This is a genomic window from Dysgonomonas sp. 37-18 (assembly GCF_001899125.1).
GTDB lineage: Bacteria > Bacteroidota > Bacteroidia > Bacteroidales > Dysgonomonadaceae > Dysgonomonas.
The window spans coordinates 152,312-165,804 of record NZ_MKVC01000003.1; the positions used below are offsets into that span (position 1 = coordinate 152,312).

At 35.6% G+C, this 13,493-nt stretch carries 15 protein-coding genes; 7 read left to right on the forward strand and 8 right to left on the reverse strand.

The window, feature by feature from the left end; translation table 11 throughout:
* The first annotated feature begins 10 nt into the window (after nucleotides 1-10).
* From BGO84_RS00755 to BGO84_RS00765, 3 genes are all read left to right on the forward strand, one after another.
* Nucleotides 11-562 carry an adenine phosphoribosyltransferase gene (locus BGO84_RS00755; RefSeq protein ID WP_135105355.1) on the forward strand — a complete coding sequence of 184 codons (552 nt, stop codon included), beginning with the start codon at nucleotides 11-13 and terminating at the stop codon, nucleotides 560-562.
* 138 nt (nucleotides 563-700) lie between these two features.
* Nucleotides 701-2,509 carry an excinuclease ABC subunit UvrC gene (uvrC, locus tag BGO84_RS00760; protein ID WP_291026730.1) on the forward strand — a complete coding sequence of 603 codons (1,809 nt, stop codon included), beginning with the start codon at nucleotides 701-703 and terminating at the stop codon, nucleotides 2,507-2,509.
* A gap of 188 nt (nucleotides 2,510-2,697) precedes the next feature.
* On the forward strand, nucleotides 2,698-3,297 hold the full coding sequence (locus tag BGO84_RS00765) for an HdeD family acid-resistance protein (RefSeq protein ID WP_291026732.1): 600 nt from the start codon (nucleotides 2,698-2,700) through the stop codon (nucleotides 3,295-3,297).
* A gap of 81 nt (nucleotides 3,298-3,378) precedes the next feature.
* On the opposite strand, the gene BGO84_RS00770 is transcribed toward BGO84_RS00765, so the two are convergent.
* Entirely contained in the window at nucleotides 3,379-4,134 is a 756-nt protein-coding gene (locus BGO84_RS00770; protein WP_291026735.1) for an SDR family oxidoreductase, read from the reverse strand.
* Nucleotides 4,135-4,308: 174 nt separating this feature from the next.
* On the opposite strand from BGO84_RS00770, the gene BGO84_RS00775 reads away from it, so the two are divergent.
* The 4 genes from BGO84_RS00775 to deoC all read left to right on the forward strand — a co-directional run bounded on the left by BGO84_RS00775 (nucleotide 4,309) and on the right by deoC (nucleotide 6,931).
* Entirely contained in the window at nucleotides 4,309-5,151 is an 843-nt protein-coding gene (locus BGO84_RS00775) for a methylated-DNA--[protein]-cysteine S-methyltransferase (RefSeq protein WP_291026738.1), read from the forward strand.
* Nucleotides 5,152-5,285: 134 nt separating this feature from the next.
* Complete coding sequence (dtd, locus tag BGO84_RS00780; RefSeq protein WP_291026741.1) at nucleotides 5,286-5,738, forward strand: D-aminoacyl-tRNA deacylase; 453 nt, start codon at nucleotides 5,286-5,288, stop codon at nucleotides 5,736-5,738.
* 1 nt (nucleotide 5,739) lies between these two features.
* Nucleotides 5,740-6,066 carry a nucleotide pyrophosphohydrolase gene (locus BGO84_RS00785; RefSeq protein ID WP_291026744.1) on the forward strand — a complete coding sequence of 109 codons (327 nt, stop codon included), beginning with the start codon at nucleotides 5,740-5,742 and terminating at the stop codon, nucleotides 6,064-6,066.
* A 1-nt stretch (nucleotide 6,067) separates the two neighbouring features.
* Nucleotides 6,068-6,931: a deoxyribose-phosphate aldolase gene (deoC, locus tag BGO84_RS00790; RefSeq protein ID WP_291026746.1), complete on the forward strand. Its 864-nt coding sequence runs from the start codon at nucleotides 6,068-6,070 to the stop codon at nucleotides 6,929-6,931.
* A 108-nt stretch (nucleotides 6,932-7,039) separates the two neighbouring features.
* Here the strand turns inward: deoC and BGO84_RS00795 are convergent, their stop codons facing one another.
* From BGO84_RS00795 to BGO84_RS00825, 7 genes are all read right to left on the reverse strand, one after another.
* Nucleotides 7,040-7,306 (reverse strand): hypothetical protein, encoded by a 267-nt coding sequence (locus tag BGO84_RS00795; RefSeq protein ID WP_006841609.1) that lies wholly within the window; start codon nucleotides 7,304-7,306, stop codon nucleotides 7,040-7,042.
* A gap of 297 nt (nucleotides 7,307-7,603) precedes the next feature.
* Nucleotides 7,604-8,158: an NAD(P)H-dependent oxidoreductase gene (locus tag BGO84_RS00800; RefSeq protein WP_291026748.1), complete on the reverse strand. Its 555-nt coding sequence runs from the start codon at nucleotides 8,156-8,158 to the stop codon at nucleotides 7,604-7,606.
* A gap of 25 nt (nucleotides 8,159-8,183) precedes the next feature.
* Nucleotides 8,184-8,969: a radical SAM protein gene (locus BGO84_RS00805; protein WP_135105347.1), complete on the reverse strand. Its 786-nt coding sequence runs from the start codon at nucleotides 8,967-8,969 to the stop codon at nucleotides 8,184-8,186.
* 471 nt (nucleotides 8,970-9,440) lie between these two features.
* Nucleotides 9,441-9,884, reverse strand: a complete 444-nt coding sequence (locus BGO84_RS00810; RefSeq protein WP_135105346.1) for a YqaA family protein — start codon at nucleotides 9,882-9,884, stop codon at nucleotides 9,441-9,443.
* Nucleotides 9,877-10,092, reverse strand: coding sequence for a hypothetical protein (locus BGO84_RS00815; RefSeq protein ID WP_135105345.1), 216 nt, complete (start codon nucleotides 10,090-10,092; stop codon nucleotides 9,877-9,879). The genes BGO84_RS00810 and BGO84_RS00815 overlap by 8 nt, the downstream gene beginning before the upstream one ends.
* A gap of 8 nt (nucleotides 10,093-10,100) precedes the next feature.
* Nucleotides 10,101-11,786: a hypothetical protein gene (locus BGO84_RS00820; RefSeq protein ID WP_291026751.1), complete on the reverse strand. Its 1,686-nt coding sequence runs from the start codon at nucleotides 11,784-11,786 to the stop codon at nucleotides 10,101-10,103.
* On the reverse strand, nucleotides 11,773-13,446 hold the full coding sequence (locus BGO84_RS00825) for a hypothetical protein (protein WP_291026753.1): 1,674 nt from the start codon (nucleotides 13,444-13,446) through the stop codon (nucleotides 11,773-11,775). The genes BGO84_RS00820 and BGO84_RS00825 overlap by 14 nt, the downstream gene beginning before the upstream one ends.
* Nucleotides 13,447-13,493 lie beyond the last annotated feature (47 nt).

The following is a 13,493-nucleotide window of genomic DNA, read 5'->3' on the forward strand; positions in this document are numbered from 1 at the left end:
AAACAAAAAAATGGACAAAAAAGAAAAGGAAGAAAAGCTTTTAACTCTCCGAGAAACGGTAAGAAACATACCCGACTTCCCGATACCCGGAATTCAATTCAAGGACGTCACTCCATTATTTAAAACAAAAGAATCTTTATCGAATCTTACAGAAGTTCTTTTAGACGAATACAAGAATAAAGGAATAACAAAAGTTGTTGGTATAGAATCGAGAGGTTTTATCATGGGGCCAATTATGGCCTTAGAACTTGGAGCCGGTTTCGTCCCAATTCGAAAACCCGGAAAATTACCGGCAGAAGTATTCGAACAGGAATATGAAAAAGAATATGGAGTAGATAAAATTCAAATACACAAAGACTCTCTATCAAAAGACGACGTGGTTCTGATCCATGATGACCTATTAGCTACAGGAGGCACAATGTATGCTGCATACAAATTAGTAAAGGACATGGGAGTGAAAAAAATATATGTCAACTTTATCATTGAGCTAGATGCACTAGAAGGTAGGAAGCTATTTCCTGCAGAGATTGATATTAATTCTTTGATTCATTACGAGATTTAAATTCTACAAAAAATTTAGGAGGAGGGGAGAAAAAAGAATTCTTCCCTTTCTTTTTGATTATAAATAGATATTCATTTGTAGTATAGAAAACAAATTAATAATTTCACGTAAAATACAATAAGTAAAGAAAATAGCACGATGATTAATGATTATTTAAAAAATATCATTAGAAATATTCCCCAGAAGCCTGGTTGTTATCAATATTATGACGACAAGGGAGTAATCATATATGTAGGGAAAGCAAAAAATCTAAAAAAACGGGTTTCTTCATATTTTACAAAAAACCATGAGGACAGTCCAAAGACAAGAATACTGGTCAGCAAGATAAAAGATATCAAATATATCATTGTTGAATCGGAAGAAGACACTCTCTTACTCGAGAATAGCCTGATCAAAGAATTTCAGCCGCGATACAACGTAATGCTGAAAGATGACAAATCATATCCGTCTATTGTTATTAGGAATGAATATTTTCCTAGGATAGAAATAACGAGAAAAATATTAAAAGATGGCTCTAAATATTTTGGTCCATACTCTAATGTGCTGAGTGTAAAGACTCTCCTGGAGTTGATCCACAAATTGTATCCTATTCGTACATGCTCATTAAATCTTACGCCGGAGAAAATTGCAGAAGGAAAATATAAAGTCTGTCTAGAGTATCATATAAAAAGATGTAAAGGTCCTTGCGTTGGTTTACAGGATTCTGAAGAATATATTAAAAATGTAAATGCTATTCAGGAAATCTTAAAAGGGAATACCAATCTTGTAAGCGAATCTATCTATTCAGAAATGCAGGCGCTAGCCGAGAAGCAAGAATTTGAAGAGGCAAATAAACTGAAAGAAAAATTTATATTAATTGAGAATTTCAAAAATAAATCAACCGTAGTAAGTTCAATCAAATATAACATTGATGTATTCAGCTATGATGAAGATGCAGATGCAGGATATATAAATTATTTGAATGTATATAATGGTGCTGTTATACAGGCATATACATTCGAATATAGAAAACGGATAGAAGAAGAAAAAGAAGAATTGCTTGCTTTGGGGATTGTTGAAGTAAGAAAAAGATTTGGCTCTACAGCGAAAGAAATTGTTGTGCCATTTCTCCCCGACCTGAAATTAGATGGCGTAGAAATTAATATTCCTCAACGAGGCGATAAGAAAAAACTATTGCTTCTTTCAACTCAGAACGTAAGGCAATACAAACTAGACAAATTAAAAAGAGCAGAAAGTCTAAATCCCGAACAAAGGGGTACTCGCATTCTCAAAGAAATGCAAAAAGATCTGAACCTCAAAGACTTGCCATCACACATTGAATGTTTCGACAACTCTAACATACAGGGAACCAACCCCGTGTCGGCATGCGTAGTCTTCAAAATGGGAAAACCTTCAAAAAAAGACTATCGCCACTTCAATGTTAAAACAGTAGTTGGGCCTGACGATTTTTCAACAATGCGAGAAGTTGTATATCGGAGATACCACAGACTTATAGAAGAAGGAAGCCCCCTACCCCAGCTTATTGTTATCGACGGAGGCAAAGGTCAGCTAAGTGCAGCTTGTGAATCGTTAAAAGAACTTGGTATTTATGGCAAAGTAGCCATTGTCGGAATAGCGAAAAGGCTTGAAGAAATCTACTATCCGGAAGACTCTATCCCACTCTATCTGGACAAAAACAGTGAATCTTTAAAGATTATACAACACCTTAGAGATGAAGCACATAGGTTTGGAATTACATTTCACCGAAACCAAAGAAGTAAGGGACAGGTAAAATCTGAATTAGATAATATCAAAGGCATTGGTGAAGAGACTAAACGACTTCTACTGAAAGAATTCAAAAGTGTAAAAAGAATAAAATCAGCGTCTAACGAGGAAATCGAAAAAGTAGTCGGTAAACACAAAGCTACATTAATTGAGAAATATTTTACCGAAGAAAAAGAGTCATAAACCTAAATAGCTGTACAATAAAACTTTACACTTGTAAGAAAGAATAAAATAAATTATACATAAAAAGATTCGCTTTAAAATAGCGCATAATCATTCATCACATTTAAACATTTAACTTTCTCGAAACTAAATAAGTCGGTAGACGTTATAATATTATAACACATAAACTAATTAAAAATAACGTACACATGAGAAATGATTTATTTTATTCTGTAAAACAAGCCGTCAAATACTGGTGGGTTTCATTGTTAATCGGACTACTAGCTATAATGCTGGGAATTTGGTGCTTAACATCTCCGTGGACTACAATTACAGCATTATCAATTGTATTTTCCGTAACTTTCTTTGTTAGTGGTGTTTTCGAAATAATATTTGCTGTGTCAAATAGAAATACACTCAAAGGCTGGGGATGGACTTTAGTAAGTGGTATTATAGACTTATTATTCGGTATCATTCTGATATCAATGTCTCCTGAAGTAATCGCAATCGTACTCTCATATTTCGTTGGGTTCTGGGTAATGTTCCAGTCTATCTGGGGAATAGGAGGAGCTGTAGAACTACAGAGAAATGGAGCTAAAGGATGGGGATGGCTGCTTACATTAGCTGTTTTGGGTGTGATCCTGTCATTTATTTTCATAATGAGCCCGGTCTTGACATCAGGATTTATAGTAGCACTCATTAGTATTTCGTTCATCTCTTATGGTTTCTTTAGAATATACCTTGGGATGAGATTAAAATCTCTTCACAAGGAAATGGAAAATATTGAAAAAGAAATACATAACGAGTAAGTAGAATGGGATAGCATTTAATTTTTTGGAACAAAAGATTGAGAGGTGTCTACTTTTAAGACACCTCTAATCATATATAGATTATACCCGAACTTCCGGAAAACCGCCATCGACAGATATTTCTGCACCTTGTATAAAAGAGGCATCATCAGAGGCAAGAAATGTTACCACTTTAGCAATTTCAGAAGGCTGCGCAAACCTCTTGAGTGCAACTTGAGGTAACACATATTCTACAATACTATCTATCTGATTTTTACAAAGATTAGATCGATCGAAATAATTTGTACTTACCGGCCCGGGACTTACTGCATTTACACGAATATTTCTCGAAGATAATTCTGCCGCAAATGTCTTCACAAAGGATAAAATCGCTGATTTGGCAGCAGAATAAACAGCAGAATTCTGCATTCCCATCTTTGTCACGTTCGAAGAATTCAATATTATGGAACTCCCCTCTCCCATCAATGGTAATACTTGTTGTACCGTAAACAAAGTCCCTTTTACCAACACATTAAACATCTCATCGAAATGCTCTTCTGTGACTGCCTCAATAGGCGCATATTTCCCAAAACCTGCATTTACATACAGGATATCTATCCGAGGTGAAATCGACTTGATCTTTTCATTAATAGCCAATAAGTCAGACATATTCCCACTATCCGAAACGAAACCTATAGCCTGATTTCCTAATTCAGCCACTGTTTTATCTACTGTATCTTGATAGCGTCCTGTAAAAATTACTTTTGCTCCGTTCTCAATAAAATCGATAGCTGTCGCCTTACCTATACCGCTTGTAGCTCCTGTTATAAAGGCTACTTTTCCTTCTAGCTTTTTCATATTTGTTCTATTTAATTAAACAGTACAAATATATTCTGTCATACAGTCGCCTAAAATCCATTTCTTGCTATTATAGAGGAAAAGTAATTAGACTAAAAGCGAACAAATTCAGCAAGAAATGGATTCTATAATTATAAACTACTATGTAGCTTTGTAAAATAAAAAACCAAAACTATGCTTAATCAAGAATCATTAGATTTCAATCGCATCAAAAAGGCAATAGAATATATTAGTGAAAACTACAAATATCAGCCTAGTTTGGATAAGATTTCAGAACATATCCATCTTAGTCCCTTCCATTTTCAGCGATTATTCAAAGAATGGGCGGGTGTCAGCCCTAAACGCTTCCTACAATATATAAGCATACAACATGCAAAACAGATCTTAAGAGAAACACAAGCAACACTATTCGATACCGCATTCGAAGTTGGCTTATCAGGCACGAGCAGGTTGCATGATCTATTCATAAATATAGAAGGAATGACCCCTGCCGGATACAAAAATGAGGGAAGCTATCTTACTATAAACTATAGCTTTGCTCTCAGTCCATTTGGAGAAATAATTGTGGCTTCAACCCCAAAAGGAATTTGCCACATGTCATTTGCAGAAGACCATGAAGAAGCAATTAAGAACCTCATAAGTATTTTTCCTAAAGCAAATTATCAGAATTCAGCAGACGAAATCCAAAAGAATGCAATACGGATATTTAATCTGGATTGGGAGAGTCTTGATAAAATCAAATTACACATCAAAGGTTCTGATTTTCAGCTTAAAGTGTGGCAAGCCTTACTAAATATCCCGATGGGGCAATTATCGTCATACCAGAATATTGCTAATCTAATAAGCAATCCTAAAGCTAGTCGGGCAGTGGGAAATGCTGTGGGGAAAAACCCCGTAGCATATCTCATCCCTTGCCATCGAATAATACAGTCTACAGGGGCTCTGGGAGACTATCATTGGGGACATATCCGCAAGACATCTATGATCGGGTGGGAAGCTGCTAAAGTATATCAATAGTAATACAGTGGATTATACAAATAATTATTAACCTCAACTTGTGTTAGTAATAAATGAAGCAACTTAGGTATATTTGCAAATTAATCCCTAATTTTAAAGTCCATATCTAATTATGCGACTCTATTTTATCAAACATGAGGATATTAATACAAAGAGTAAGTAAAGCATCAGTTACAATCAACGACAGTATAAAATCAGCAATAAATCAAGGGCTTCTTATCCTTGTAGGTATAGAAAATTCAGATAATAAGGAAGATATAGAATGGCTCTGCAACAAGGCTGTAAATCTTCGTATATTTGATGATAAGGAAGGTGTAATGAATTTATCAATAAAAGATATCAACGGAGAAATGCTTGTAGTATCGCAATTTACCTTACATGCTTCGACTAAAAAAGGAAATCGTCCATCTTATATATATGCAGCCAAACCCGAAATTGCAGTACCTTTGTACGAAGAATTTTGTGCCGTTTTAGGGAACAAGCTAGGTAAACCGGTACAAACAGGCGAATTTGGAGCAGATATGAAGGTAGAACTCATAAATGACGGTCCTGTAACTATATGGATCGACTCGAAAGTAAAAGAATAACATGACAATAAAAGAAGCACAACAGGAGGTAGACCAATGGATAAAAACCGTGGGCGTACGCTATTTCAGCGAACTAACCAACATGGCTATCCTCTCCGAAGAAGTGGGCGAATTAGCCCGCATCATGGCGCGTACATACGGCGATCAATCTTTCAAGAAGTCTGATCTGAACAAAGATCTTGGTGACGAAATGGCCGATGTACTGTGGGTACTTATCTGCCTCGCAAATCAAACAGGGATAGATCTCACAGACGCTCTAAAAAAGAATATTGAAAAAAAGACTAACAGAGATAAAGACAGGCATATAAACAACGAAAAATTGAAATAGAATGGCAGAAGTAGATAAATACAGAGATACTCTAAAAAAATATAAAACAGACATTAAGGATGCTGATATCACTCAGAAAGTGAATGAGATAATCAGTAAGAAATTCGATCAGAATAATACCAAAGAGGTATATAAGAGGATATATTCCTGCATAGATCTCACATCATTGAATGCAACAGATACGCGCGAAGAAATCTGGAATTTTACAGAAACAGTAAACGACTTCGAAGGATCAAGCGATGTAGACAATGTAGCAGCAATATGCGTTTTCCCCAATTTTGTAGAAACAGTAAAAGAAGCTTTAACGGCAAATGTAAATATAGCCTCAGTAGCAGGTGGATTCCCCTCATCTCAAACATTTACCGAAGTTAAAATAGCAGAAACAGGACTTGCTGTTGCAAGTGGAGCCGATGAAATAGATATTGTACTCAATCTAGGATACTTCCTGGAAGAAAATTACGAAGACGTTTGTGAAGAAATAGACGAAATAAAGAACGCATGCCGTGAAGCAAAACTAAAGGTAATACTTGAAACAGGAGCACTAAAAAGCGCTAAGAATATTATGAAAGCCTCTATTCTTGCATTATACTCAGGTGCTGATTTTATAAAAACTTCAACAGGAAAAGTATATGAAGGTGCTACTCTCGAGGCAGCATACGTTATGTGTACTGCAATTAAAGAATATAACCAGAAAACAGGGAATAAAGCCGGATTTAAAGCTTCAGGAGGTATTTCTACAACAGAAGATGCCGTAAAGTACTATACGATAGTAAGAGAAGTCCTGGGCGATGAATATCTGAATAAAGAATATTTCCGTATAGGAGCAAGCAGATTAGCTAACAACCTATTGGAAAGTATTAAGTAGGCCATACCTATCACCAGACACATAAAAAAGATCGGCACGAAAATCGTACCGATCTTTTATTTTCAGAATAAGATTCTGATAACTGTGAAAAGGTTCACAGTGAGCTATTTACTTTTTCAGTTCAGCTTTTGCTGCTTTCACGTTACCTTTAGCTTCTTCCTTTTTTGCTTTCACTTCTGTCTTAGCTGCTTTCTTTTCTGTTTTTGCAGTTTCTTTAGCTTCTTTCACTTCAGTTTTAGCTGCTTGTTTGGCTTCCTTAACTTCTGTTTTAGGGGCTTTTTTTGCTTGATTAGCTGTTTTTACATCTTGAGCCATTACACTGGTAGAGGCGATTAATGCGATAGCCATGATACCTGAAAGAATAATCTTTTTCATAAATAATACTTAATTAAAAGTGTTAAACTATACTGTTTAAATACGCAACAAATGTATGCTGGTTTTTGAATTAACACAGGTTAAACCGCGTTAAAAAAAAAGCCACTTTGTGTAAGTATTACTAAAGAATATTTTCTTCGTTTAAAAGGTATACAAATGCACTGTTTACAAAATAAAAATAGATACTGTATCAATCAAAAAATCTGAAAAAAACTTAATTTAACATATAATTAGATCAAAATGTCAAAATCTACTATCAAAAGTAAAAATAGTAGCCTATAAAAGTCCGACAAAGCATTACCTAATCGCTTGTCTTACACGATCAATAAAGGATTTTCGCATCTCGTCAGTTCCTTTTGATGTTCCTTCACAGCTCAACCAAACACTGTTACGGATACCAACCGGCTTGAGCATATCCCCAATAAGGCCATTTTCGATCGTATTTTTAAAGTTAGGGCTCGGATGCTCAGACGTAGTAATAATAAGGGATTGCTCTATGTCTAAAAGAGCATTGAAGCCTCCTTCGTAATTAAAAGCAAAATCTTTCAACAGCACTTTGTCAAAAAAACCTTTCAAAATAGCAGGCATAGTATTCCACCAATTAGGGAAAATAAATATCATTTTGTCAGATTTTTTTATCACTTGCTGATATCTAAGAATTAATGGATCAAGTACTTTTCCTTTGTTATATACAGACAATTCATCTTCTGTAAACACCGGATTAAAGTTATCTTTATGGAGATCTAATACCTCATAAGCCACATTATTATTATCATATTCGTCAATAATTGCATCCAATATTGCTTTATTAAAACTACCATGCCAAGGATGAGCAAAAACGATTGTTACCATATCTTTTTATTTATATAATTCAAATTTATGCCGTAACCAAAACTTCAATACCAAGACCAAGCCCCTCCACACGGTCTCCTATCTTTCTTAAATCTTCCACAGGCACTTTTTCAAGGTTTTTTTCAGGGGTTTCTCTATCGATAGTGTAAATCATTACCTCACGGGGTTTTGTCGCTCTAACAGCCTCTAACCAAGCCGAAACTTCACCCTCTGTTGTATTATCCACTACCCTACCCTTATGACTACCTCTTACAAACATTGTTTGCATAATAAAATTGCCTTCGAAGCGTTTAAAAAGTTCTATCTGCTTTTCTATACTATACTCAGGCGAATTAGGACGATCTATCAACCGCACAGTATCAATACAGGCCGAGTCAAGCTTAAGTATGTTATTATCTACCTTTTTCAGTGCATTAAACACTTTCTCCTTTCCGGCATGCATAGCATTCGAAAGCACACTGATTTTAGTTTGAGGGTAATACTTGTCCCGAAGTTCGATTGTATCATCAATAATTTCAGCAAATTGAGGATGTATCGTCGGTTCTCCATTTCCGGCAAAAGTGATTACGTCCAATGCTGTTCCTTCTTTTTGCAAATGCATCAGCTTGTCTTCCAGAGCAGCTTTAACATTTTCACGACTAGGCAATTTAGTCTTTGTCCTGAAATTTTCATTATACCCACATTCACAATAGATACAATCGAACGAGCATAACTTGCCATCGTACGGAAGCAAATTCATACCCAAAGATGACCCTAAACGACGACTGTGTATAGGACCAAACACTATTTCATGAAACAATATTGTCGACATATTATTTTATTCTAAGCTCTAATTTTTAATAATATACAAAGTTACTGCTTTATCACTCTCTGCAACATAAACATATTGATTTTTCAGTTCTACAATCTTGGAGTTTTAACAGAAATAAGATATACAGCGAGAATAAAGACCTAAAAATTAACAAATTCCATTTTTTGTTCCACATGAAACGAAGAACAACAATATTTTGCTTCAAAAGGTGACAACCAGAAATATACATAATAAACTGATATAATGCATATTAAATATAAAAAGGTGACAAAAGTGACACTTATTTAGCTGCTTTATTTTGTCACTTTATATTCTCCTTCATATAATTTATAATAATTGATCTTTCCATCCTCAGCATGATAAGAGAATAGATATAAATAGATAATTTTTGAGAATAAACAGAAATAGAGAGGAATTCTGTTTACTTAACGGGGCATTTTATTCAACATGAAAAAATAGGAATCTACAGAATTAGATAATCCAATTTACGCCATACATTATCAGTACATAGCGCACAAACTTACCGGCAAACATGGTTGCATTTACGATATAAACATTGGCACGCATAAAGCCTAAGGCAAGGGCTATAATATCACCTACAACGGGCAGAAAACTAAAAAATGCCATCGCCGCACCTTTCCCTTCCAACCATCGCTGCATTTTATCTATTTTATCTTTCTTTACTTTCAGATATTTCTCTATCCATTCTACCTTTCCGAGATGTCCTAAATAGTAATTAGTCATTCCCCCTAACCAGTTTCCCACAGAAGCGATGAGAACGCACGACCAACCGTTAAGACCGGCTGCAATAAGACCTACAAAAACGACTTCGGAACCGAAAGGTAATATAGTAGCCGCAAGAAAGGATGCCAAAAACAGACCTATGTAGCCATACTCTACAAATCCGTCAAGCATATTTCAACTTATAGAATATGTATATCCCAAAACCAACAGCAAATACACACAGTCCTATCCCGAGTTTCTTTACCCACGACTCGGTTTTGAGGCTTTCTTCGTCGTATTTTGCTTTACGCATCAAAGAGCGAGGGCTCGATATCATTATAATACCGAAAATAAACATAAAGACAGGATATAAGAGATCTAGATAAATAAAATTACGCATACTCGTTATTATTTAAAATGTTTGTCCTTTCTTCTTTGAAGAAAAATATATGAACACAGCACAAATATACTTAGAATAGTAATATAAAAACTTAGTTTTTGTACCAAAGTTCCTTTATAATAAGCCTCTACCCTACCCGATCGATCGATAGGGATCTGCACAAGACCTTGGCTACTCTCTGTAACAGGAATACTTACTCCGTCGAGGGACGCAACATATCCTTTATAGTAAATGAGAGGTAATCCGATACTGTCTTTCACATTGGTTTTTATATCAAACCGGGTAATATAATCAAATCTTTCAAAGTTATATACTTCTATTTCCTTTAGCTGAGACGCCACACTATCTCCACGTTGTAGGATAAATGGATCAGGATAGGGCATTCTTGAAGGATAATATTCCATTCCCGCCATTGTATAATGAGTGGTTTCGTTCAAATAATCTTTATCGGATAAACGAGCCTCTACCTTTATTTCTTTATACGTTGAAGCATCAATTACAATAACAACCGAAGTTAAAACGACCAATAATAAAAACGCCGCAAGCTGAATATTCCTTTTTTTACACAGCAAGTATATGTAATAAGCTCCTGCCACAGAAAAGAAGAAAACAACAAACTCGTATAGCCTCCACGGGAACTGTATCAGACTCAGATAAGACAAAGGGAAGCGTGTCCAGGGTGTTAAAGTGGATTTGAGAACAATATAAAACAACCCGATAAGAACCCCGATATCGATACTTCTTATATATTTCTTTTGTTCCTTATTTCCTCTCACAAAAAAGCGCAAGCATAACGGAGCAAGGAGCAACAACCCTATCCCTGTAGATTTCTGACCGAGCGTAAAGCCTTCAACTGAACCTCTCAAGATGGTCAACCAATCGAGCCTGCTCTGTGCAGTAGTGTAAGGCGAGTATTTAAACTTCTGAAAGTAAAACGTATCGGATAAGAGCTGTTCAAAAAACGGAAACAAATAATAGCTCGTCAAAACGATTGTAACCACGCCTGCCAAAATCAAATAGTATATACGTTTGGGCTCTTTTATCATGTCTCTATAATAAACAAACAGTATGATACTTGCTGTAATAAACAACAGCAAAGTGGAAAGGACATGCGTAAAAATCATCAAAGAAAATCCAATGGCAATAACATACCACTTCCGATAATCACCCTTAATGATGTAAAAAAGTCCTAGAAAAACAATCGGCAGAAAAGTAAATGAAAAGGCTTCGCCCCATGCTCCTCTATAATATAAATCGAGCAGACGATATAAGCAAAAAGTATACAGTATCGAGCTCATAGATGCCACATACGCACTCTTATAAACTCTACGAATAAAAATGTACATAAAAGTTCCGCACATCATTGTCATAGAAAAATAAAGGAACCAATAGGCAAAATCCTTACTCGTCAAATTAGCTAATAGAGCGTATGGAATGAGAATAAAATCGGAATAAAATGTTTTTACAAGGTAGCCATAGCCATAAAGCCCCTGATAGTCTATATAGGAAGGAAATGTTCCGTCTTTCAATCCTTGCATCAAGGCCTCGAAGCGAGCATTGTGAAAGTAATAGTCATCGCCACCCAAAAACTGAGTTCCGTATGCAAAAGAACACAAAACAGAAAGAAATAATAAAACAGAGAAGAAAATCCAAAAGTGATATTTCTTATCTGCTATAAGGCTATCCAGCTTCATTTTGTCTTCTTTTCTGTAAAAATATAAAAATACACAAGCTCAATATACTCAAAACTGTTATACACAGGCTTATTCTCTGTATAATAGTTCCCCCATAATATACTTCTATCCTACCCGATTGATTACCTGATAATTGAACTAATCCATTATAACTTTCCGAAACAGGAATAGCCTTCCCATCAAGACGGGCGGTATAACCTTTATAGTAAATCAATGGCAATTCCAGAGCTTCTCCATTGGTTGCATTCAGGTTAAAAGCCGTTACTCTTCCTGACCGTTTAAAGTCAGATATCTGCATCCCTCCATAATTTGACTTCACACTGTCCCCTCTCTGATGAAGATATTCTACAGAAGGTATTCTATCGGGAATATATTCCAGTCCTCCTAAATGATAATCATTCGAAATATCTGCACTCTGAGTAACAGGTCGCCCACAACGATAGTTTTTGTATGATTGCGCATCATTTACAAGCACCAAAGCTATTCCGGCAACAATCATTATCCCCCCAGCCAAAAATCGCTTATTCGTCTTTAAAATTCGTGATAAATAATATCCCCCTCCCACTGCAAAAAAGAAACACGAAAATTCAAGCAAACGCCATGGCAGCTGAATAAAGTTCAACAAGCTGAAAGGAAATACCGACCAGGGAAATATCGGCAGACAAGCAATAATATAGATAAAACCTACAATAACGGCGATATCAAGACTCCTTAATTCTTTCGACTTTTCATATACAAACAACCGCAAAATGATACCAAATGTAAGCAAGAGACCTACACCGGGAATAAGAGCTTGCTCCGGAATAATTATTCCTACAAACATTCCCCAGATAATCCAATGCAGTCCGAGCGCAGAATCCTGAGCTTTAGACATCAATCCCCTGCTCTCATAATAAAACGTATTGGAAAGCATTTGCTCCATCATCGGGAAAATATAGTAAGCGGTTACAATCAAAGTTGCAACGCCAGCCAAAACAAGATATTTTATACGTTTAGGCTCTCTTAGCAATGATTTATAGTAAATCCCTAAAAAGATAAGTATAGCCACAAACATCAGAACCGATGATATAAGGTGCGTAAATATCATCAGGCTAAAACCTATAGCCAAAACGTACCATTTCTTATAATCACCCTTGATAATATGGTACAATCCCAAAAAGACAATAGGTACAAAAGTAAAAGACAAGGCCTCTCCTATTGCAGCCCTGTGATATATATCAAGCAACCGATAAGCAGCAAATGTATATAACAGTGCTGCTATTGCAGCAGCATACGAACTTTTATAAATGGTATTGACTGTTATGTAAGTGAATACACCACACAAAATAGTCATGGTAAATATCATAAACTGATATGCAAACGCAGCATCGGTAAGATTACCAATCAAAGCAAAAGGTATAAGTATAAAGTCGGGATAGAAAGCCTTTGTAAGATAGCCATAACCATCGATGGCACTATAGTCGAGATAAATAAGCCACGGACTATCTTTCATGCCATCCATCAATGCCTGTAGCCTCCTGTAGTGAAAAAAGAAATCCTGCCCCGGACATAAGGGCTGATAAAAATACATCATCAACAAAGACAGAAAAACCAACAAAGCAAAAAATACCAAAAACTGATACCTTTTGCTTTGCATTATTTTTTCTAAAAGATTATTCATAAACCAAGTAAATTTGGGTAAAGATAATCAGAAAGATTTATTTCACT

Coding starts and splice junctions, on each gene's coding strand:
- BGO84_RS00755 (WP_135105355.1), top strand. CDS start 11: ATGGACAAAAAAGAAAAGGAAGAAAAGCTTTTAACTCTCCGAGAAACG.
- uvrC (WP_291026730.1), top strand. CDS start 701: ATGATTAATGATTATTTAAAAAATATCATTAGAAATATTCCCCAGAAG.
- BGO84_RS00765 (WP_291026732.1), top strand. CDS start 2,698: ATGAGAAATGATTTATTTTATTCTGTAAAACAAGCCGTCAAATACTGG.
- BGO84_RS00770 (WP_291026735.1), bottom strand. CDS start 4,134: ATGAAAAAGCTAGAAGGAAAAGTAGCCTTTATAACAGGAGCTACAAGC.
- BGO84_RS00775 (WP_291026738.1), top strand. CDS start 4,309: ATGCTTAATCAAGAATCATTAGATTTCAATCGCATCAAAAAGGCAATA.
- dtd (WP_291026741.1), top strand. CDS start 5,286: ATGAGGATATTAATACAAAGAGTAAGTAAAGCATCAGTTACAATCAAC.
- BGO84_RS00785 (WP_291026744.1), top strand. CDS start 5,740: ATGACAATAAAAGAAGCACAACAGGAGGTAGACCAATGGATAAAAACC.
- deoC (WP_291026746.1), top strand. CDS start 6,068: ATGGCAGAAGTAGATAAATACAGAGATACTCTAAAAAAATATAAAACA.
- BGO84_RS00795 (WP_006841609.1), bottom strand. CDS start 7,306: ATGAAAAAGATTATTCTTTCAGGTATCATGGCTATCGCATTAATCGCC.
- BGO84_RS00800 (WP_291026748.1), bottom strand. CDS start 8,158: ATGGTAACAATCGTTTTTGCTCATCCTTGGCATGGTAGTTTTAATAAA.
- BGO84_RS00805 (WP_135105347.1), bottom strand. CDS start 8,969: ATGTCGACAATATTGTTTCATGAAATAGTGTTTGGTCCTATACACAGT.
- BGO84_RS00810 (WP_135105346.1), bottom strand. CDS start 9,884: ATGCTTGACGGATTTGTAGAGTATGGCTACATAGGTCTGTTTTTGGCA.
- BGO84_RS00815 (WP_135105345.1), bottom strand. CDS start 10,092: ATGCGTAATTTTATTTATCTAGATCTCTTATATCCTGTCTTTATGTTT.
- BGO84_RS00820 (WP_291026751.1), bottom strand. CDS start 11,786: ATGAAGCTGGATAGCCTTATAGCAGATAAGAAATATCACTTTTGGATT.
- BGO84_RS00825 (WP_291026753.1), bottom strand. CDS start 13,446: ATGAATAATCTTTTAGAAAAAATAATGCAAAGCAAAAGGTATCAGTTT.